Here is a 20,753-nt window from a genome sequence, read left to right as displayed (position 1 = left end):
TCTCCCGCTGACGGTAACGTCGGCCCCGCCAACCGAAGAACGACTGGCCAAAGATGAATCGTTATCCGCTTTGGAAATACCTCGTGATCCTGGTGGCGCTGGCCATCGGCATCACCTATACGCTGCCGAATTTCTTCGGCGAGGCGCCCGCCGTGCAGGTCTCCTCCGGCAAGGCCACGGTCAAGGTCGACCTGTCCATGCAGAAGCAGGTCGAACAGATCCTGGCGCAGAACAACCTGCAGCCCGACGGCATGTTCTTCGACATGAGCGGCCAGTCCGGTTCGGTCAAGGCGCGTTTTCGCACGACCGACGAGCAGCTCAAGGCAAAGGACGTCCTGAACCGCGCGCTCAACCCCGACCCCAATGACGCCACCTACGTGGTCGCGCTCAATCTGCTGTCGGGTTCGCCGCGCTGGCTCAGCTCCGCCCCCTTCTTTGCGCGTCCGATGTTCCTGGGCCTGGACCTGCGCGGCGGCGTGCACTTCCTGCTGCAGGTGGACATGAAGGGCGCGGTCGACAAGAAGCTCGACAGCCTGGCCGGCGACGCCCGCACCCTGCTGCGCGACAAGGGCATCCGCCACGGCGGCATCGACCGCGACGGCGAACGCCTGACGGTGCGTTTCAATAACGCCGATGACGCGGCCAAGGCGCGCGCCATCCTGGCCGACAACCTGCGCGAACTGGCATTCGCCCCGGACGACAACAATATCACCGGCGTGTTCACCGACGCCGCCCGCAAGGCGGTGCAGGATGCGGCGGTCAAGCAGAACGTCACCACCCTGCACAACCGGGTCAACGAACTCGGCGTGAGCGAGCCGGTGATCCAGCAGCAAGGCGCCGACCGCATCGTGGTGCAGCTGCCGGGCGTGCAGGACACCGCCAAGGCCAAGGACATCATCGGCCGTACCGCCACGCTGGAAGCCCGCCTGGCCGACCCCGACGCACCGCGCAACCCGCGCCCGGGCGACCCGATCCCCTTCGGCAGCGAGCTGTTTACGCAGGGCAACGGCGCCCCGGTGGTGCTCAAGAAGCAGGTCATCTTCACCGGCGACCGCATCGAAAGCGCTTCGGCCGGTTTCGACCAGAACCAGCGCCCCTCGGTCAATATCAAGCTGGACGCCCAGGGCGGCCGCGTGCTGCGCGATATCTCCCGCGAGAACATCGGCAAGCCGATGGGCATCGTGCTGTTCGAGAAGGGCAAGGGCGAGGTCCTGACCGTTGCCACCATCCAGTCCGAACTCGGCTCCAGCTTCCAGATCACCGGCTCCTACTCCACCGAAGCCGCCAACGACCTGGCCCTGCTGCTGCGCGCCGGCTCGCTGGCCGCTCCGATGGAAATCATCGAGGAACGCACCATAGGCCCGTCGCTGGGCGCGGACAACATCAAGAAGGGCTTTGATTCGGTGGCCTACGGCTTCGCCGCCATCGCCGTCTTCATGATGCTGTACTACATGCTGTTTGGCGTGTTCTCGGTGGCCGCGCTGGCCATCAACCTGCTGCTGCTGGTGGCGGTGCTGTCGATGCTGCAGGCCACGCTGACGCTGCCCGGCATCGCCGCTATCGCGCTGGTGCTCGGCATGGCCATCGACGCCAACGTGCTGATCAACGAGCGGGTACGCGAAGAACTGCGCGCCGGCGCCTCGCCGCAGATGGCGATCGCCACCGGCTTTGACCGCGCCTGGGCCACCATCCTGGACTCCAACGTGACCACGCTGATCGCCGGCCTGGCGCTGCTGGCCTTCGGCTCGGGCCCGGTGCGCGGCTTCGCCGTGGTGCACTGCCTGGGCATCATGACCTCGATGTTCTCTGCGGTGTTCTTCAACCGCGGCCTGGTCAACCTCTGGTACGGCCGCAAGAAGAAGCTGCAGAGCGTGGCGATCGGCCAGATCTGGAAGCCGGGCTCGGACAGCCAGGGCACCATCGCCAAGTAGGCATCATGGCTGCCGTACGCCGGGCGCGCGGCAGCCAACCAGCATAGATCTGCAGTACAAAACAGCAGCACAGCTGCCGTATAAAACAGGATTCAACATGGAATTCTTCCGCATCCGGCGCGACATTCCGTTCATGAAGCACGCGTTGGTCTTCAACGTGATTTCCTTCCTGACGTTTGCCGCGGCCGTATTCTTCCTCGCGCACAAGGGCCTGCACCTGTCGATCGAATTCACCGGCGGTACGGTGATGGAGATCAACTACCAGCAGCCGGCCGATCTCGAGCATATCCGCGGCCAGGTCGGCAAGCTCGGCTACAGCGACGTGCAGGTGCAGAACTTCGGCACCTCGCGCGATGTGATGATCCGCCTGCCGCTGCAAAAGGGCCCGGACGGCAAGCCCGTCACCTCGGCCCAGCAGAGCGAGCAGGTGATGGGCGCGCTGCAGGCCGCCGCGCCTGACGTCAAGCTCCAACGCGTCGAGTTCGTCGGCCCGCAGGTGGGCAAGGAACTGGCCACCGATGGCCTGCTGGCTCTGCTGTGCGTGGTGGCCGGCATCGTGATCTACCTGTCCTTCCGCTTCGAGTGGAAGTTCGCGGTCGCCGGCATCATCGCCAACCTGCACGACGTGGTGATCATTCTCGGCTTCTTCGCCTTCTTCCAGTGGGAGTTTTCGCTGTCGGTGCTGGCGGCGATCCTGGCGGTGCTGGGCTACTCGGTCAACGAATCGGTGGTGATCTTCGACCGGATCCGCGAGAACTTCCGCAAGTACCGCAAGATGACCACGCACGAGATCATCGACAACGCGATCACCAGCACCATCTCGCGGACCATCATCACCCACGGTTCGACCGAAATGATGGTGCTGTCGATGTTCTTCTTCGGCGGCCCCACCCTGCACTACTTCGCGCTGGCGCTGACCGTCGGCATCTTGTTCGGTATCTACTCTTCGGTGTTCGTCGCCGCGGCGCTGGCCATGTGGCTGGGCGTCAAGCGCGAGGACCTGGTCAGAGGGGAAAAGAAGCCGGGCGACGTCGACCGCGACGACCCGAACTACGGCGCGCAGGCCTGACGGCCCGCTCCGGACCGTTCCCGGCGATAAAAAAATGGGCACCTTCGGGTGCCCATTTTTATTTTGCCTGTCTTGCCGCTCAGGCCCGTATCGGGCCTGGCGGCACATACCGCCGGCCCTTCTCCGGAACGCTCAGAACTGCTCGATCCATACCGCCAGCCGATCGGCGGCAAATTCGGCCGTGCGCTCCGCGACCCGGTAGACGATGGCATCGCCCTCGCGCCCGCCCTTCAACGCACCGCCGGCCTCGTCCAGCCACAATAGCCCGGCAAGCCAGGTGGCATGCTGCGCGGACACGTCCTTGTTCACCGGCTCGCCCAGGTACTCGCCCAGCGCGGCGGCCCGGCCCCATACCAGCGCATCGCCATCCCGGCGCACCGCGCCTTCGCCTTCGCCTTCGGCCAGCACCTCGGCCAGTGCCGCCACGGCATCGCCGGCGCCGCGCCCGGCAAGCCGTGCGCGCAAGCTGGCGAGCTGCGCCGCCACCGCGTAGCCGAAGCTGCCGCTGCGCCGGCTTTCTGCCGCCACCAGGTCGGCGTAGTCCATCAGCAGCCAGTCCGGCTCCGGATTCTGCACGCCGGCCAGCGCGGCCGAGGCCAGGTAGGTATCCACCGGCTGGAAGCGCTCCGGGCCGATCAGGCTGGCCGACAGGGTGCGGATCAGGCCGATGCGCGCGGCGATGGTCTGCTTTTGCAGCACGCTCAGCTTCTCGCGCAGCAGCTGGTCGCGCTCCTTGCGCAGGCCAGCCATCTCGAGCGCCTGCTTGAGCTCCATGCGCAGCGCGGTGATATCCCATGGCTTCTTGATATAGCGATGGATCTGGCCTTCGTTGACCGCGGCGACCGTATGTTCGATCTCCGAGTAGGCGGTCGTCAGGATACGCACGATATGCGGATAGCGCTCGCGCGCGTAGCGCAGCAGTTCGTTGCCGTACTCGCCCGGCATCCGCTGGTCGGAGACCAGCACCGCCAGGCTGTCGGCGTGCGCATCCAGCAGCGTCTTGCCTTCTTCCACCGAGCCACCGGTCACGACCGGTGCCAGGGCCCCGATGGCACGCTGGAAATACTTGACGGCCGTGGCCTCGTCATCGACGAACAGAATCGCCGGTGATGGTGCCTGCGTGGCATTCGGTTCGTTCATCGATTACTCCTATGCATTCGACTCTTGGTATTGGGGAAATCCAGCGTTACTGTGGTGCCCACCCCGGACGTCGACTCGATCCGGATGCCACCACCGAAGGACTGCATGACACGGTTGCAGAAGATCATGCCCAGCCCGTTGCCGCCGGTACCGGCATGCGTGGTGACCGGGTCCACCAGAAGGCGCCCCATCACCTCCGGCGGGATGCCCGGGCCGTTGTCGCAGATACGGATCGCCGCATCGGGTTCATCCGCCACCACGAAGCGCAGCGAAGGCGAGCCGACGCCATCGAGCGCGCGCAACGCGTTGGACAACAGTGACGACAGCACCAGCGCGACGCAATTGGGCAGCGTGTGCACGGCGAAGTCGCCATGCACCTCGACCTGGACCCACTCGCGCTGCTGCCCGGCGAACGGATAGGTATCGAGCAGTGCGGCGACCAGGGTGCCGGCGGTCACCTCGCGGCTGGTGTTGTTTTGCGGACTGGCCCGGCTGCCGTTACTGCGCACCGATTGCAAAAAGGACGAAATCACGGCCAGGCAATACTGCGCGTTGTCGTGCATCGACGTCGCCGCCTGGCCGATCTCGCTCTGGCGCTGCGGATTGTATTCCGCCGCGATACGGCTTTCGATACCACGCGCGAAATTTGCGATCGCTGCCAGCGGCGTGTTCAGCTCGTGGGCCAGGAAGGCCAGCGTTTCGTCGATCGCCACCAGCCGCTGGTGGCGTACCGTGCGCTCACGATAGCGCTCGGCGGCCAGCCGCAGGGTCTCGCGCACCTGGCCCAGTTCCAGGGGCTTTTCCAGGATGCGGAACACTTCGCCAGTGTTGACCGTCTGCAGAAGCATGTCCTTGTCGGCGTATGCCGTCACCAGGATGCGCACGATCTGCGGGGATTCGAGGGCGACCTGGCGCAGCAGGTCGCCGCCATCGCGGCCCGGCATGCGGAAATCCGTCACCAGGATAGCGATGCGCGAACCTTTGCCACGCAGGATCGAGATGGCCTCCGCGGCGCTGCCGGCCAGGAGCACCTCATATTCATTGCCCACCGCCCGGGCGAAATATTTGCAGGCCATCTCCTCATCGTCGACGTAGAGTAGCGTGGGCCGCGCCTGCCTGGGATCGTTCATGTGGACCTCACTCGGCTCTTGGCAGGTCGAAACTGAATGCTGTCCAGTGGCCCAGTTCGCTCTCGGCAAACAAGGCACCGCCATGGCGCTCAATCACGGCATAACTGATCGACAGCCCCAGCCCGAGTCCCTGTCCCACCTCGCGCGTGGTGAAAAAGGGCTCGAATACCCGCGGGAGATGCTCCGATGCGATGCCGGGCCCGTTATCCCGCACCCTGACGTGCAGTCGCTTGCCCACCCAGCTGACAGCGGTACGGATGGAGGGATCACGCGTGCCGGCCTTGCGCATGGCGAGCGCAGCATTCGAAAACAGGTTGATCAGCACACCGATGACGGCAGCCTCGTCGCCCAGTACAAGCGTGTCGCTGGGCAGCTCGCGCGTGACAGCCACACCACGCAGCTCATGCGCGGTCAGGCGGGTTGCCGAATCCAGCGCCTTCTCGAACAGAAACGGCACGCCGTCGGCCTCGGCACCGGGCTTTCGGTAAGCAAAGGTCTTCAGGTCCGACACGATATGCTGGATGCGCTGCATGCCCTGCTTGGCGTCGACCAGGCACTCCTCCAGTGAAGGATTCTCCTTGGCCTGCGGCTCCTCCATTGCAACCTCGATAGCCATCAGGCAGAAATTGACCGGATTGTTGACCTCGTGAAGCAAGCCCGCTGCCAGCGTACCGATGGCTGCCATCTTCTCCTGTTGCAGCATCTGGCCCTTGATCTCTGCAAGACTGCGGTTGATCTCCGCGAGCTCCCTGTTCTTGTGTGCCACCTCTTCCTTCAGGCGAAACAGGTGAAAATGTCCCCGTTCATTAAAGAACGTGTAAACCGCGCTCGCCGTGATTGAAAACAGGATGAAGATCGAGTTGACAATAAAGTGCGGCCGGTCGGACAAGCCAGACGGGCTGATCAGGCAAGCCAGGAAGTAAAACAGGTACGTTACGGCGCCAAAGCCGATGGTCTGCCACATGCCCATCGGCAGCGCGATGCCAACCGCAAAGATGACAAGATTGAGCCCGGCATAGTAGATGGAGGAAGCCCCCTCGGTCACGCTGATCATCCACGCGATCATCAACTGGGGCAAAATCAGCCAGGCCAGCGTCAGGGGCTGAACAAAACGGCGGCCGAAAGCAGTAGGCAGCAGCACGTAGATCACGCCAATCAGCAGAGAAATGGCGAGCCGGGCCAGGAAAAACCGCAGTTGCTCGTGCGGATAGATGCCATAGTCGAGCAGCACGCCGGCCATCACCAGCACGATCGCCGTCAGTGCCCCGGCCTTGCTGCTCAGCAGCCGGAATTCACGCAACTCGGATTCGTAGTTGGAGTATTCGCTCGCGACCTTTTTCAGCATGAGTGCACCGGTCTAGAGGGGAAACTCGGCCACGGTAGCCTCTACGAACACGTTGACGCCGGTAGTATCGACGTACACGCGGGGATCGCGGCTATTGGGCGGCAACAGTGCTTCCATCTTCGCTTCATCCCGGTAGATAAGGTACCACTCCAGCATGTGTTCCATGCTGAATTTCTCAGGGTTGTTGGAATGCACATTGGTGGCCAGCACAGCACCGCCCGGATAAGTGCGCGAGGCAAAGTAGCTAAGCAAGCGGGCACAGACCTTGTCGGACAGGTAATCGAACAGGCCCGCGCAGTAGACCGAGTCGAATTCCTGCAGGGACGGGTCCGGCGAGATGCGCCGCTTCAGGAGATCATGCACGGAATGGTGCAGGTACTCGACCTGCACCTTGGCGCCGGCGCTGGCCAGGGCCGTTTCGATATGATTGCGTGTATAGGCGAGCGTTTCCTCGCTGAAATCCACCAGCTGGAATGACAGCAATTCCGGATTGGGGTACTCCTTGATGAAACGCTGGATCTCCACCGCAGGGCCGCAACCCACATTGAGCAGACGATAGGGCCGCCCGGCGGCACGCGCCCGCTCCGCCATGCGCACAAGATAGTCGACAAGGAGGTCGATCCGGTTGCGGTGCGCAGCAGCCACGGCGGACTGCAGGAAGGTTGCGTTGACGATCTGGAAGTAAGTAGTCGGTCCCTGGCGCGGGTCCGACAGCAGCTGGTTCACCATCTCGTAGTCGCCTGCATAGCCCAGCGGCTTGGTGTAGGTGCGAAAGACGAAAGGCGCCCGCAGCAGAAGCGGGTGCAGCGCCGACTGGGTGTAAGTCCGGTGCACCGGCGCCAGCTCGGGTTCGACCTGCAGCGCCTCCCCCTCCAGCAAAGCCGAGTAGTGCCGGATCTGGTCGCCGATCGGATAGGCCAGTTCCTGGAACACGTCCATCCGCAAGACATCGCCTTCCTTGGGCAAGGCCGTGGTCATATCGACCTGCTCGACCCAGCGGGAGACATCGGAGAGGAACGCGCGCATCTCGTTGACCACGATCTGGTAGTCGCGGCGGATACGGAAGCGGTCTTGCCAATCCTGCACGAAAGCGCGCGATTCGGTGCCGACAGAGCTGGCCCCACCGGTCATTTCCGATAGCTCGCGCCATTCTTCGATCAGCGTGACCGAGACCACGGCGGTCAGGCCGGTATTCACCAGGCTGATCACCACGGCTTTACCGAAGTACGCGTGCTTCGCCCCTATCTTGACCGCCAGGTCCGACAGCACCTCGCTGACCTGCACGATGGAATAGGGATTGTAGACTTCCATCACCAGAGATTTTCTCTGGAGATTGACGATTGTGCCCCGCACCTGCTCGCCCTGCGAGTTGCGGAAACTGACCACTGGATCGATTTGCGTTTGGGAGTACACGGTATTGCGCCAGAGAAATCCGAGAAACGCTGCCGACCGCCCAGTTCAACATCGGATATCGACTGGCCGGGTACAGCTCGTAGGGCGATGGATCGCTACGCTAGACCAGTATCAGGGGGTACTGCTGGGATACATGTCGGTAATCGGTTGCGGGCATGGGCGGCCTTGAATGGCAGGCACGCACGCGACTACACCCTGGTAACTGTGACTGAGTGAGACTGTAACTGAATCTTGGCGGACCATTGTACTGTGGGCGCCAGGTGCAGACAACTTAACCTGCGGTAAGCATGCCTGCCGCAGCCAGGGATGCCGCCGGGCAAAAAAAAGCCGGGGATCGCTCCCCGGCTTTTCTTCGTCACGCGCAGGCGCAGCCCGGGACCGGCCCGGACCGCGCGAAGCGGCATATCTGCTGCCTTAGTCGGCCTTCACGCCTTCGACCTGGATCGCCAGCTTGACCTCGGGCTTGAAACCCATCTTCACGCCGTAGTCGATGCCGAAATCAGCACGGCTGAAGACGCCGACGGCATCGGCGCCACAGGCTTCACGCTTGAGCATCGGGTGCTGGATGCACTTGAACTCGCGGATCTCCAGCTTGACCGGCTTGGATACGCCGTGCAGCGTCAGCACGCCATCCACCTCGGTCGGCACGTCGCCATTGAACTTGGAGAACTTGCCCTTGTAGGTCGCTTCCGGGAACGCTTCCACATTGAACATGTCCGGTCCCTTGACGTGCTGGTTCAGCTTGCTGTTGCCGAAGTCGACGGAGGCGGGATCGATCTTGATGTCGACGCTGCCGGTCTTGGCAGCGCGATCCAGCGTCACCACGCCGCTCGACTTCTCGAACTTGCCGCGCCAGGTCGACAGGCCGCCCAGATGGTCGGCCTCGAAGCTCGGGTAGGTGTGGGTGGGGTCGAGGTTGTAGGTCACGGTATTGGCCGATGCGACGCCAACGGCGGCGCTGGCGGACAGGGCCGCGACAGCGGCTAGGATGGTACGCAGTTTCATGAGAACTCCCGGCAGAAAGTTGGGGATGAACAACAAAGGTATGGCAAGGAAGACAAGCGCTGCGCGCTCACTTCTTGGCCACGGTCACGATACGGAATTTGATCTGGACATCGTCGGCAACCACGGAAGTGTCCTTCCATTCGCCGTCGCCGATATTGAAAACGGTGCGCTTGATCGGCAGCGTCCCCTCGAACACCTGGCCGCCGGCTTCCTGGCGGTAGCTGGCGGGAATCACCACATCCTGGGTCTTGCCCTTGATGGTGAGCTTGCCCACCACTTCGTATTTGCCGGCGGCGCCAGCCTTGATGCTGGTGGACTGGAACACCGCCTTGGGGTATTTGGCGGCATCGAACCAGTCGCGGCCCTTGACCTCCTTGGTGGTCTCGGCATCGCCGATCTCGAAGCTGGACACATCTATCTCGACCTTGGCCGAGGAGCTTGCCAGCTTGGTGGGATCGAACGCCACCGCGGCATCGAATTTCTTGAACTTGCCTTCCATCGGCACACCGATCTGGCGTGCAACGGCGGTGACCGAACTCTTGCCGGCGTCGACCTGGGCCCAGGCGAGATTGGCGGCGATACCGGCGGTGGCCAGCGTGGCCGCCATCAGGAGCGCGCTCGGGCGGGGAATGCGTTTCATTAAAAACTCCTGTCGCTAAGAGGACTTCTCGGCCTCGGTCAAATAGTCAGAGAGGAAACCGGGGAGGCACGGCGGTGGAACCTGCCCACCGCCACGGCGGCCCCGCACATGTCTTACTTGAGAAACGGCAGCATGCGTGCCAGCGTGCCGTCGCGCTCGATGAACTGGTGCTTGAGGGCGGCGGCCGCGTGCAGTACGACGATCACGGCCATCAGGTAGTTCAACCAGATGTGGGCCAGCTTGAGGATTTCCTTGAGCTCGTCGTTTTGCCCGATCAGCGCCGGCAGTTGCCAGATGCCCAGGTAGACCACCGGGACGCCGGCCGCCGAGCTGTACAGGTAGCCGGTGATTGGCACCACCACGATGAGCACATAGAGCAGCATGTGGGCCGCGCCTGCAGCCTTGGCCTGCCAGGCCGGCGTGCCGGCCGCTGGCGCGGGAGCATGGTGGGTGGCGCGCCACAGCACGCGCAGCACGGCCAGCGCAAACACGGTCACGCCGATCCATTTGTGCCAGGAAAACAGCTTGAGCTTGAGCATGGACAGGCCCGGGATGCCGGTCATGTACAGGCCCAGGCCGAAGGCGGCGAAGATCAGCAAGGCGATGATCCAGTGCAGCCCGATGGCGGTCGCGCCATAGCCGGCCGCGGAAGACGTGCCGATAGCGGCTCGGGTGCCGGCGCCGGAATTGGCTTGCGAATGCATGTAAGACCCCTTGCCCGTCGCGGGCGTTTCATAATCTTTGCGAAAAGGTGACAGCAAGCCTCTCGCCATCACCCTTTGGATTCTCGCATTATTGAGCCTATGCCAGGATACGGAACAGTCTGGAATTCATGGAATCATTCAAATCATTTGAAGTGACATTTCGTCGCAGAGGGTGGCAAGCCGGGGCCATATGCACTAAGTCTGTGCTTTTTTGTGAAATTGGTCCGTGCGCTGCCATGGGCGCCATTGGCGAACACACAGAGCTGTTGCCATGAAAAAAGCCCGGTGCGTTCGCACCGGGCTTCTCTTTGGGCCATCGGACATCTTTGCGGGAATGGCAAGCCGTCGTCACTCCGCTCGGTTTTGGCGCATCCTGCCGGCTTCGTCCCACGCCCCGGAGAATGCCTCAACTCACACGCGCTCCGCCAGGCTCACCGCGCGCCCGATATAGGTCGCGGGGGTCATTTCCAGCAGCAGTTGCTTGGCGTCGTCCGGGATCGCCAGGCCGCCGATGAAGGTCTGCAGCGCCTCGCGCGAAATACCCTTGCCGCGCGTCAGTTCCTTGAGCTGCTCGTAGGGGTTGGGCACGCCGAAACGGCGCATCACGGTCTGCACCGGCTCGGCCAGCACTTCCCAGCAGTTGTCGAGATCCTCATCCAGGCGCTCGGGGTTGGTTTCCAGCTTGCCCAGGCCGCGCAGGCAGGCTTCGTACGCCAGCAGGCTGTAGCCGAAGGCCACGCCCATATTGCGCAGCACGGTGGAATCGGTCAGGTCGCGCTGCCAGCGCGACAGCGGCAGTTTTTCCGACAGGTGGCGCAGCACCGCATTGCCCAGGCCCAGGTTGCCTTCCGAATTCTCGAAGTCGATCGGGTTGACCTTGTGCGGCATGGTGGACGAACCGATCTCGCCGGCCTTGGTGCGCTGCTTGAAGTAGCCCAGCGAGATATAGCCCCAGATGTCGCGGTTCAGGTCGAGCAGGATGGTGTTGGCGCGGGCGATGGCGTCGAACAGCTCGGCCATGTAGTCGTGCGGCTCGATCTGGATGGTGTAGGGGTTGAACGTCAGGCCCAGGCGGGTTTCGATCACTTGCTTCGAGAACGCTTCCCAGTCGAAGCCGGGATAGGCCGACAGGTGAGCGTTGTAGTTGCCGACCGCGCCGTTCATCTTGCCCAGCAGCTCCACGCGCTGGATGCGCTCGATGGCACGTGCCAGGCGCGCTGCCACGTTGGCCATTTCCTTGCCCAGCGTGGTCGGGCTGGCCGGCTGGCCATGGGTGCGCGACAGCATCGGCTGGCGCGCATTGGCGTGCGCCAACTCCACCAGGCGCGCATGCACGCGCTGCAGTGCCGGCACGATCACACCTTCGCGCGCGCCCTTGAGCATCATGCCGTGCGAGGTATTGTTGATGTCTTCCGAGGTGCAGGCGAAATGGATGAACTCGCTGGCGGCTTCCAGCTCGGCATTGCCCTTGACCTGCTCCTTTAGCCAGTACTCCACCGCCTTCACGTCATGGTTGGTGACCGCTTCGATTTCCTTGATCCGCGATGCGTGGGCCTCGGTGAAATTGTCCACCAGTGCCAGCAGGGCCGCTTCGGAAGCCGGGGAGAACTTCGGCATGTCGGGCAGGCCGGCCTGCGACAGCGCGATCAGCCAGTGCACTTCGACCTTGACGCGGTTGCGCATGAAGGCCGCTTCCGAGAGCCACTCGCGCAGCGCATCGGCCTTGGAGGCATAGCGGCCATCGATGGGAGACAGGGCGGTGAGCGGAGAGAGCGAGAAAGAAGACATGCTGGAAGACCGGAGGGCTAAGGGGAAGTGGTTACGCACGCGTGGGCCGTGCGGGCAAACCGCACGCGGGCACAGGGCCGGGCGCCGCCCCTGGGGAACCGAGGCGGTCAGTGACGGGACCGGAACGGATCAAGAGTAGCGAAGAGGCACCGAAATGGCACCAACACGGCAAAAATGAGACCAATAAGGCGCACCAGCCGACTGGCGGCGCGGCAGAAAGCGGGCATTTTACCATCGCGGCCCGCCCCCTGTGGGGGCGTCGATGGGCCGGCGCGGTCCGCGCGTATCGGCGCCACGACACCGCCGGCGGGTGCGCGGCGCACCCCGGCGCACCCGCCACGGGGGGCGGGTATACTCCCGCTCGCCAATCCGCTAGCCTGTTATGAAGTGCATCGGGCATGCCGGCCGGACGCCCCGGCGCGCCGCCCGCCATGCCAGTGAGCGCCGATGCACTTCATAACAAGCTCGAGGGGAGCCCATGAAGCTGTACGCATCGCAGACCAGTCCTTACGCGCGCAAGGTGCGCGTAGTGATGGCAGAGAAAAAGATCGATTACCAGATGGTGGAGGTTGACGTGTGGTCGCCGGACACCACCATCGGACAATTCAACCCGCTGGGCAAGGTGCCATGCCTGGTGATGGAAGACGGCGGCGCGATCTTCGATTCCCGCGTGATCGTCGAGTATGTCGACACCCTGACGCCGGTCAGCCGGATGATCCCGCAAGCCGGGCGCGAACGCGTCGAAGTCCGCTGCTGGGAAGCGCTCGCCGATGGCCTGCTCGACGCAGCCCTGCTGGCGCGCCTGGAACACACCCAGCGCGAGCCCGAACAGCGCAGCGAGCGCTGGGTCAAGCGCCAACTCGGCAAGATCGACGCCGCGGTCGCAGCTATTGCCGACGGACTGGCCGACCGTCCCTGGTGCTCGGGCAACCATTACTCGCTGGCCGACGTGGCGGTGGGCTGCGCGCTGTCGTATCTCGACTTCCGCTTCCCGGAGATTGCCTGGCGCGAGCGCCACCCGCGCCTGGCGGCGTACCAGGACAAGCTGGGCAAGCGCCAGTCCTTCATCGACACCGAGCCGCCCCGCGGCTGAGCCGCTCCGGCGCGGTGAGAAAGAACCGGCCTGGCGCGGGCCGGTTTTCTATGCGCAGGCGTGGCCCCGGATCACTGGATGATGCCGCCGCCCAGGCACACGTCGCCGTCATACAGCACGGCGGACTGGCCCGGGGTGACCGCCCACTGCGGCTGCGCGAAGGTCAGTTGCAGCGCATCGGCAGCGGATGCCGTCACCGTGCAGGGGGCATCGCTCTGGCGATAGCGCGTCTTGGCCGACAGCGTGGCGCCGGCCGCCGGCCCCTCGCCCGCCACCCACGACAGGTCGGCAGCATCGAGCGTGGGCGTCAGCAGCCACGGATGTTCGTGACCCTGCACCACGTACAGGGTGTTGCTGGCCATGTCCTTGCGCGCCACATACCAGGCATCGCCATTGCCGGTGCGGCTGCCTCCCAGACCGATGCCCTTGCGCTGGCCCAGCGTATAGAAAGCCAGGCCGATGTGCTGGCCGACCTCCTTGCCGTCAGGCGTCACCATCGGGCCCGGCCTGGTCGGCAGGTAGCGGTTGAGGAAATCGCGGAAAGGCCGCTCGCCGATAAAGCAGATGCCGGTGGAGTCTTTCTTCCTGGCGTTGGGCAGGCCGATCCCGGCGGCAATCTCGCGCACCCGTGTCTTGGGCATTTCGCCCAGCGGGAACAGCGTGCGCGACAACTGCGCCTGGTTCAGGCGGTGCAGGAAGTAGCTCTGGTCCTTGGTGTGATCAAAGGCCTTGAGCAGCTCGAAGCGGCCCGTGCCGGCGCCTGCGTCCGCCCCCACCTCGCGCACGCGCGCGTAATGGCCGGTGGCGATGGTATCGGCGCCGAGCGACATGGCATGGTCGAGGAAGGCCTTGAACTTGATCTCGGCATTGCAGAGCACATCGGGATTGGGCGTGCGGCCGGCCGAATACTCGCGCAGGAAATCGGCGAAGACGCGGTCCTTGTACTCGGCGGCGAAATTGACCGCCTCCACATCGACGCCGATCAGATCCGCCACCGAGACCACGTCCAGCCAGTCCTGCCTGGTCGAGCAGTACTCGCCGTCGTCATCGTCCTCCCAGTTCTTCATGAACAGGCCGATCACCTCATAGCCCTGCTGCTTGAGCAGCCACGCGGTCACCGAGGAATCCACGCCGCCCGACATGCCCACCACCACGCGCTTGCCGGTGCTCATGACGGTGCCCCGGCTGCCAGCACGGAAGGATGCGTGTAGAGCGCGTCGAGCGCGAAGCGCTTGCCCGCCAGGTAGTCGTCGATGCAGGCCATCAACAGCGGCGTGCGGTGGCGGCCGGGACAGGCGCGGATCTCGTCGGCGCTCATCCACAGCGTACGCACGATGCCGGTATCGAGCTGGCGCCCGGCATCGAGCGCGCCGAGCTCGCCGGTAAAGGCAAAGCGCACATAGGTGATATCGCCGCCCGCCCGCGCCGCAGTGCCGGCCGAATGCGAACGGGCCGTATAGCAACCCAGCAGCGCGCGCGGTTCGAACGTGTGCGCGGTTTCTTCCAGCGTTTCGCGGATCACGGCGTGAACCAGGCTCTCGCCGGGATCGAGATGGCCGGCAGGCTGGTTCAGCCGCAGGCCGTCGGGGGTGTCTTCTTCCACCAGCAGGAAGCGGCCGCCGCGCTCGATAACGGCGGCGACCGTGACGCTGGCCTTCCAGTCATGTGACATGATGCACAAATTTTAGGCAATCCGGCATTTTACCGGTTGCTGCCCTTTCGCGCATCCGCACGCCAAACACGCCCTGGCCGCGGCAATGTCTAGGCCGGCAGCAAAGTGCTGTCCACGTCCTCCACCGCCGGCAGCAGGGATATCGCCTGTTCCAGCCGTTCCTGCAGCGCCCGGCTGGCCGGCGACAGCGGCCGCCTGACCTCGGACCCGGCCATCCCGCACAGCGCCAGCGCGGCTTTGACGGGAGCCGGGTTGGGCTCGGAGAACAGCAGCGCAACCAGCGGCGCCAGGCGCGCGAACAGCGCCTGCGCTGCCTCGACGTGCCCGGCCGCCACCAGTTGCAACAGGCGCACGAACAGATCGGGGCGGATATGCGCGCTGGCCGGCACCACGCCGTCGCCGCCGGCCAGCAAGTGGTCCAGCATCGCCGCATCCTCGCCGCAGAATACGGCGAGCCGCTGGCTTCCCGCGAGGGCACGCAGCCCGGCCGCATCGCATTCTTTGACCGCGACGATGCGCGGATGTGCCGCCAGGCGCTGCACCAGCGCCGGCGACAGTGCGCAGCCGGTGCGCTTGGGCACGTTATAAAGCATCAGCGGACGCCACGTTGCGTCGGCCACGCGCTCGAAATGCCAGGCGATGCCCTCGTCGCCCGGGCGCAGGTAATACGGCGGCGGCACCAGATAGCCCGCCAGGTCGAAGCGATCGAGCTGGCGCACCTGCTCGCAGACGACCCGGGTATCCACGCCGCCGACACCGGCCAGCACTGGCAACGCCCCATCCACCGCCTCCAGCACCGCCGCGGTGAACATCAGGCGCTCGGCCGGCGACAGCAGTCCGCCTTCGCCGGTGGTGCCAAGTATGGCCAGCCCGTCCACGCCGCTGGCCACATAGTGCGCGGCCAGCCGCTGGGCGCAGGCCAGGTCCGGTTCGCCGTCCCGCATCGGTGTCACCAGCGGCAGCCACAGCCCTGCTCTCGCCAGCGTGCGCTGCCCGTCGCGCAAAGCCGGGCCAGAATCCGCCAGCCCGGCCGGGCCCGCATCGACCTCAGTGTGCCGCATGGTCTTGCCCCAGCTGGGTGGTGACGCCGAATTCGGCGGCCGGCAATGCGATCATGATGGCGTGCATGGCGGCATCACGGCCACCGTGCTCGACTTCCACATGCAGGGTGGTCTCGCCATGGCGGTGGTCCACTTCGACCACGTAGACGCGCGCCAGCTGCCCGATCGCGCGGTGCAGCGACTGGCGCAGCGCGAAGACCTGGCTTGACGCCACCGCCAGGCGCAGCCGGATCCAGCTGCACGCGGTGTCCGCGGCAAGCAAGGGCGGCGTGGCGGAGGCGGCGCCGATGCGGGATTGCGCCGGGGAAGCGGCGCGCGAATCCGTGCGCGCGTCGCTGCGGGCATCCACTCGGGAAAGGCGGCGGCGCGGCACGGAAGCATAGGCCACGGCAAGGCTGGACTGTCGCATGTAAGCGGGACCCGCGCGGCGCGGGTCATCTGTTGAACATGGAACCATGCTAGGCAGAGTGGCCTCAAGTTGATGCAGTATTCGCCGCCGGCACCATCAAAAAGTCGTCAAGAAGCGGCGGCGGGACAGTCAGGACAGTCAGAACGTCTTGGTGATCGAAGCAAAGGCCGTGGCCTTGCCGATATAGCGCCCCGGCACATTGGTATAGACCGACTTGTTGGCGTTGGTATCGATATAGGCGAGCGCCAGCGCGAAGCCCTTGCCCAGGTCCTTGGTCAGCCCCAGCTTCCAGTCCGTGTACGAAGCATCGGTCACGTTCTTGACCTTCTGGTAGCCCACGTGCGCATTCAGCGTCAGGCCCCAGAAGTCCAGCGGCACATTGGCCGACAGGTCAACGTAGTAGCTGTTCTTGCTGTCGGCGAAGCCGAACAGGTTGGTGACCGCGTGCGAGTATTTCAGGAATACCGGGCCATAGCCGATGCCGCCATACAGCTCCGTGGTGTACGGCCGCGTATAGCCCGACGGGTAGTCGCCGGGATAGTAGTACTCCAGCGCGCCCACATCGTAATTCCACTCCAGGCCACCCAGTGTGAAGGTGTTCTTGAAGCCGCCGTAGAAGTCCATTTCGACCGGCGCGGACACCTTGGCGTTGCTGTCTCCCAGCCAGCTGATGCTCGAGTTCCAGTTGCCCAGGTAAAAGCCGCTCGAATGCGAATAGTCGAAACCGCCCTGGATCGCCGGCCGGCGGTTGGTCTGCATCAGGCCGCGGTAGCGATATTCGCTGGCCAGGGTCACGTTGGCGCTAAGGGTATGCGGCGAGGCTTCCGCCGCCACAGCATCGGTGGATGCCCCTCCCTCCTGGGCTGTGCTCTGGGCGAAGGCCGCGGGAGCGGCCGACAAGAGCGTGGCGCAGAGCAGGGAAAGCGCGCTGGCGCGCGGGGCGTCAAAACGGGAAGCAGTCATGGATAGCTTGGCAAATGGGAAAGACATCGGTCCATTGGAGGCGGTGGACACAGCCGCGCCGGCGCAGGCCGCCGGGAGACCAAGACAGTAAGGGAGCGCATCTCAAATCGGTGTCAAGAATGGGCCCGGCCGCCAAGGGATGGCATAAAAATCATCAACGGCACGCCGGTGGGCGGCCAGGCCATGCAGCCACCCTATGGGGGCCATGCAGCGTACGCGCTGTTGCGCAAAAGCCGACCGGCCAGTCACCACGGATCGCCAGATTCCTGTAAGCTGCGAAAAAATTGTGCGCTGCGCTCGGCCCCGGCCGTACGCAGGACAGAACACAAGGGCCGAGGACGTCCGCCCGCTCAGCAGATACGTGGCATTGTCAGAATGAAACGAAGCGGTTCTGGTCAGGCGAGCGCGCCGCATCGCCAGAATCATTTTGACAGCGCCTCAAAGACGCCAGCAAAAGGAGAAATTGACGATGCACATCGGCATCCCGCAGGAGACGCGGGCAGGTGAGACTCGTGTCGCCGCCACCCCGGAGACGGTCAAGAAGTACGTCATGCAAGGCCATCAGGTCATTGTCCAGTCGGGAGCCGGCGTGCGCGCCAGCCAGCCGGATTCGGCCTATGAGGCGGTCGGCGCCACCATTGGCACCGCGGCCCAGGCCCTGGGCGCGAAGCTGGTGCTCAAGGTCCGTGCCCCCGATGATGCCGAGCTCGCGCTGATGAAGCCGGGCGCCGCGCTGATCGGCATGCTCAATCCCTTCGACGCAGAGAACAACGCACGCATGGCGCGCGCCTCGCTGACGGCCTTCGCGCTGGAAGCCGCGCCGCGCACCACGCGCGCGCAGAGCATGGACGTGCTCTCGTCCCAGGCGAATATCGCCGGCTACAAGGCGGTGCTGGTCGCCGCCCACCACTACCAGCGCTTCATGCCGATGCTGATGACCGCCGCGGGCACCGTCAAGGCCGCGCGCGTGCTGATACTCGGCGCCGGCGTGGCCGGCCTGCAGGCCATCGCCACCGCCAAGCGGCTGGGCGCGGTGATCGAAGCCTCCGACGTGCGTCCGGCCGTCAAGGAACAGATCGAATCGCTGGGCGCCAAATTCCTCGATGTGCCCTTCGTCACCGACGAAGAGCGCGAGATCGCGCAGGGCGTGGGCGGCTATGCACGCCCGATGCCGCCCGACTGGATGCGGCGCCAGGCCGAACTGGTGCACGAGCGCGCCAAAGCGGCCGACATCGTCATCACCACCGCGCTGATCCCGGGCCGCCAGGCACCGGTGCTGCTCAGGGAGGAGACCGTGCAGGCGATGAAGCCGGGCTCGGTGGTGGTCGACCTGGCCGCGGCGCAGGGCGGCAACTGCCCGCTCACGGTGGCCGACGAGGTGGTGGAGCGCCACGGCGTCACGCTGATCGGGCACACCAACCTGGCCAGCATGGTGGCGGCCGACGCTTCGGCCCTCTATGCGCGCAATGTGCTCGACTTCCTCAAGCTCGTCATCGACAAGGACGGCCAGTTCACGCTGAACCTGGAAGACGACATCGTCGCCGCCTGCCTGATGTGCAAGGATGGCCAGGTGGTCCGGGGCGCGTCCTGAGACGGCGCCGGGCCCCAGGCGGCCCGGCCGTTTTAGAATGGCGCCAGGCGATTCTGGCCAGACGCGCGATTTTCGCGCCGCTGCCGGCGTTCGCCGGCCTGGCCGGCCAACGCCCAGGCACCGGAATCACTCCAAGTGGCCCGGGGAACGCAAACCCAAGGGCCCCCTTAAAAGCTCATCCAGCATCAACCAAGGACGTATCACCCATGCAACGCATCATGCTCCGCGCCAAGCTCCATCGTGTCACCGTGACGCAGGCGGACCTCCACTACGAGGGCTCATGCGGCATCGACGAGAATCTGCTCGAAGCGGCCGACATGAAGGAGTTCGAGAAGATCGAGCTGTACAACGTCAACAATGGCGAGCGTTTCTCCACCTACATCATCAAGGGCGCGCGCGGCACCGGCGAGATCTCGCTCAACGGGGCGGCCGCACGGCGCGCGCACCTCGGCGACCATCTCATCATCTGCACCTACGCGCCGATGAGCGATGACGAGATCGCCACCTACAAGCCGAAGATCATCCTGGTGGACGACAACAACGCCATCAAGGAAATCAAGAAGGTGTAAGCGATCGAGGTCATCGCGCCGGCAGCCAGCGCCGGCGCGATGACGGCAGGCGGCATCGATGCAATAGGCGCTCACATGCGCCTGGCCAGGCAAAAGAACACGGGACAACCGCGCAGCAAGGCATTCAAGCAACGGAGGAGAAGTCGATGGAACTGGTGAACCACACGGTGATCAACCTGATCATCTTCGTGCTAGCGATCTACGTGGGCTACCACGTGGTCTGGACGGTAACGCCCGCCCTGCACACCCCGCTGATGGCCGTGACCAATGCGATCTCGGCCATCATCATCGTCGGCGCCATGCTGGCGGCCGGCCTGACCGAGGGCGCGGTGGGCCGCACCATGGGCACGCTGGCGGTGGCGCTCGCCGCGGTCAACGTGTTCGGCGGCTTCCTGGTGACCCAGCGCATGCTGGAGATGTTCAAGAAGAAGGAACCCAAGGCCAAGGCCGGCAAGGGCCATGAGGAGGGCGCCAAGTGAGCATGAACCTCGTCACCCTGCTCTACCTGCTGGCCTCGGTCTGCTTCATCCAGGCGCTCAAGGGCCTGTCGCACCCCAGCTCCGCACGGCGCGGCAACGCCTTCGGCATGATCGGCATGGCCATCGCCGCCGTCACCACGCTGGTGCTGATCGCCAAGCTCAAGAACGAGTTCCTGGCCATCGGCGCCGGCCAGTCGTCGGTGGCCGAAGGCATGGCGCTGATCTTCGGCGCGCTGGTGGTCGGCGGCGGTATCGGCGCCGTCGTGGCGAAACGGGTCGAGATGACCAAGATGCCCGAACTGGTGGCCGCCATGCACTCGCTGATCGGTATGGCCGCGGTCTGCATCGCGGTCGCCGTGGTGGCCGAGCCGTCGGCCTTCAGCATCACGCCGCCGGGCTCGCACGATATCCCGCTGGGCAACCGCATCGAACTGTTCATCGGCTGCTTCGTCGGCGCCATCACCTTCTCCGGTTCGGTGATCGCCTTCGGCAAGCTGTCGGGCAAGTACAAGTTCCGCCTGTTCCAGGGCGCACCGGTGTCCTTCGCCGGCCAGCACATGCTGAACCTGCTGCTGGCGGTGGCCATGATTGGCTTCGGCGCCATCTTCTGCCTGTCGCAGGCCTGGCTGCCCTTCCTGCTGATGCTGGCGATCGCCTTCGTGCTGGGGGTGCTGATCATCATCCCGATCGGCGGCGCGGACATGCCGGTGGTGGTGTCGATGCTCAACTCGTACTCGGGCTGGGCGGCGGC

General features: G+C 64.7%; 20 protein-coding genes. 7 read left to right on the top strand and 13 right to left on the bottom strand.

From position 1 onward, the window contains the following. Window positions 1–53 precede the first annotated feature (53 nt). Both secD and secF read left to right on the top strand, forming a co-directional pair. Window positions 54–1,931 (top strand): protein translocase subunit SecD, encoded by a 1,878-nt coding sequence (gene secD, locus AC3FOF_RS00100; protein ID WP_035809735.1) that lies wholly within the window; start codon window positions 54–56, stop codon window positions 1,929–1,931. Window positions 1,932–2,028: 97 nt separating this feature from the next. Next, window positions 2,029–3,000: a protein translocase subunit SecF gene (secF, locus tag AC3FOF_RS00095; RefSeq protein ID WP_017225956.1), complete on the top strand. Its 972-nt coding sequence runs from the start codon at window positions 2,029–2,031 to the stop codon at window positions 2,998–3,000. 132 nt (window positions 3,001–3,132) lie between these two features. Here secF and AC3FOF_RS00090 read toward each other — a convergent pair whose 3' ends face one another. The 8 genes from AC3FOF_RS00090 to purB all read right to left on the bottom strand — a co-directional run bounded on the left by AC3FOF_RS00090 (window position 3,133) and on the right by purB (window position 12,165). Further along, window positions 3,133–4,140 carry a response regulator gene (locus tag AC3FOF_RS00090; RefSeq protein WP_488725482.1) on the bottom strand — a complete coding sequence of 336 codons (1,008 nt, stop codon included), beginning with the start codon at window positions 4,138–4,140 and terminating at the stop codon, window positions 3,133–3,135. Then, on the bottom strand, window positions 4,137–5,270 hold the full coding sequence (locus AC3FOF_RS00085) for an ATP-binding protein (protein WP_488725481.1): 1,134 nt from the start codon (window positions 5,268–5,270) through the stop codon (window positions 4,137–4,139). The genes AC3FOF_RS00090 and AC3FOF_RS00085 overlap by 4 nt, the downstream gene beginning before the upstream one ends. 7 nt (window positions 5,271–5,277) lie before the next feature. Beyond that, window positions 5,278–6,615 carry a sensor histidine kinase gene (locus tag AC3FOF_RS00080; protein WP_017226548.1) on the bottom strand — a complete coding sequence of 446 codons (1,338 nt, stop codon included), beginning with the start codon at window positions 6,613–6,615 and terminating at the stop codon, window positions 5,278–5,280. Between the two features lie 12 nt (window positions 6,616–6,627). Continuing rightward, window positions 6,628–8,028: a class I SAM-dependent methyltransferase gene (locus AC3FOF_RS00075; protein WP_035811150.1), complete on the bottom strand. Its 1,401-nt coding sequence runs from the start codon at window positions 8,026–8,028 to the stop codon at window positions 6,628–6,630. Between the two features lie 414 nt (window positions 8,029–8,442). Then, window positions 8,443–9,033 carry a YceI family protein gene (locus AC3FOF_RS00070; RefSeq protein ID WP_017226546.1) on the bottom strand — a complete coding sequence of 197 codons (591 nt, stop codon included), beginning with the start codon at window positions 9,031–9,033 and terminating at the stop codon, window positions 8,443–8,445. Between the two features lie 67 nt (window positions 9,034–9,100). After that, on the bottom strand, window positions 9,101–9,673 hold the full coding sequence (locus AC3FOF_RS00065; RefSeq protein WP_017226545.1) for a YceI family protein: 573 nt from the start codon (window positions 9,671–9,673) through the stop codon (window positions 9,101–9,103). A gap of 113 nt (window positions 9,674–9,786) precedes the next feature. Then, window positions 9,787–10,377: a cytochrome b/b6 domain-containing protein gene (locus AC3FOF_RS00060; protein WP_017226544.1), complete on the bottom strand. Its 591-nt coding sequence runs from the start codon at window positions 10,375–10,377 to the stop codon at window positions 9,787–9,789. A gap of 411 nt (window positions 10,378–10,788) precedes the next feature. Further along, a complete protein-coding gene (purB, locus tag AC3FOF_RS00055) occupies window positions 10,789–12,165 on the bottom strand; it encodes an adenylosuccinate lyase (RefSeq protein WP_017226543.1) in 1,377 nt (458 codons plus the stop codon). Window positions 12,166–12,643: 478 nt separating this feature from the next. Between purB and AC3FOF_RS00050 the strand changes: the two genes are divergently transcribed. Continuing rightward, the gene (locus AC3FOF_RS00050; RefSeq protein WP_276267495.1) at window positions 12,644–13,258 is read left to right on the top strand and encodes a glutathione S-transferase family protein; all 615 of its coding nucleotides are present in this window, start codon (window positions 12,644–12,646) and stop codon (window positions 13,256–13,258) included. 71 nt (window positions 13,259–13,329) lie between these two features. Here the strand turns inward: AC3FOF_RS00050 and mnmA are convergent, their stop codons facing one another. The 5 genes from mnmA to AC3FOF_RS00025 all read right to left on the bottom strand — a co-directional run bounded on the left by mnmA (window position 13,330) and on the right by AC3FOF_RS00025 (window position 17,363). Next, a complete protein-coding gene (mnmA, locus tag AC3FOF_RS00045; RefSeq protein WP_017226541.1) occupies window positions 13,330–14,430 on the bottom strand; it encodes a tRNA 2-thiouridine(34) synthase MnmA in 1,101 nt (366 codons plus the stop codon). Beyond that, on the bottom strand, window positions 14,427–14,930 hold the full coding sequence (locus tag AC3FOF_RS00040; protein ID WP_017226540.1) for an NUDIX hydrolase: 504 nt from the start codon (window positions 14,928–14,930) through the stop codon (window positions 14,427–14,429). The genes mnmA and AC3FOF_RS00040 overlap by 4 nt, the downstream gene beginning before the upstream one ends. Before the next feature lie 89 nt (window positions 14,931–15,019). After that, window positions 15,020–15,991 carry a 4-hydroxy-tetrahydrodipicolinate synthase gene (gene dapA, locus AC3FOF_RS00035; RefSeq protein ID WP_488725480.1) on the bottom strand — a complete coding sequence of 324 codons (972 nt, stop codon included), beginning with the start codon at window positions 15,989–15,991 and terminating at the stop codon, window positions 15,020–15,022. Next, window positions 15,978–16,400, bottom strand: a complete 423-nt coding sequence (locus AC3FOF_RS00030) for a hypothetical protein (protein WP_488725479.1) — start codon at window positions 16,398–16,400, stop codon at window positions 15,978–15,980. Before AC3FOF_RS00030 ends, dapA begins: the two co-directional genes overlap by 14 nt. A gap of 138 nt (window positions 16,401–16,538) precedes the next feature. Continuing rightward, entirely contained in the window at window positions 16,539–17,363 is an 825-nt protein-coding gene (locus AC3FOF_RS00025; protein ID WP_276267498.1) for a TorF family putative porin, read from the bottom strand. Between the two features lie 469 nt (window positions 17,364–17,832). Here AC3FOF_RS00025 and AC3FOF_RS00020 point away from each other — a divergent pair, with 469 nt between their 5' ends. From AC3FOF_RS00020 to AC3FOF_RS00005, 4 genes are all read left to right on the top strand, one after another. Next, window positions 17,833–18,954: a Re/Si-specific NAD(P)(+) transhydrogenase subunit alpha gene (locus AC3FOF_RS00020; protein ID WP_276267499.1), complete on the top strand. Its 1,122-nt coding sequence runs from the start codon at window positions 17,833–17,835 to the stop codon at window positions 18,952–18,954. A 206-nt stretch (window positions 18,955–19,160) separates the two neighbouring features. After that, a complete protein-coding gene (gene panD / locus AC3FOF_RS00015) occupies window positions 19,161–19,523 on the top strand; it encodes an aspartate 1-decarboxylase (protein ID WP_017226536.1) in 363 nt (120 codons plus the stop codon). A gap of 146 nt (window positions 19,524–19,669) precedes the next feature. Further along, the gene (locus AC3FOF_RS00010; protein ID WP_488725478.1) at window positions 19,670–20,002 is read left to right on the top strand and encodes an NAD(P) transhydrogenase subunit alpha part 2; all 333 of its coding nucleotides are present in this window, start codon (window positions 19,670–19,672) and stop codon (window positions 20,000–20,002) included. Window positions 20,003–20,004: 2 nt separating this feature from the next. Then, window positions 20,005–20,753, top strand: a 749-nt coding sequence (locus tag AC3FOF_RS00005; protein WP_488725674.1) for an NAD(P)(+) transhydrogenase (Re/Si-specific) subunit beta, incomplete at its 3' end; no start/stop codon positions are given.

This window comes from Cupriavidus sp. 96C5-1, from assembly GCF_057798855.1.
The sequence above is the reverse complement of the archived record's forward strand: the minus strand, read 5'-3'. Positions and strand labels throughout refer to the sequence as shown.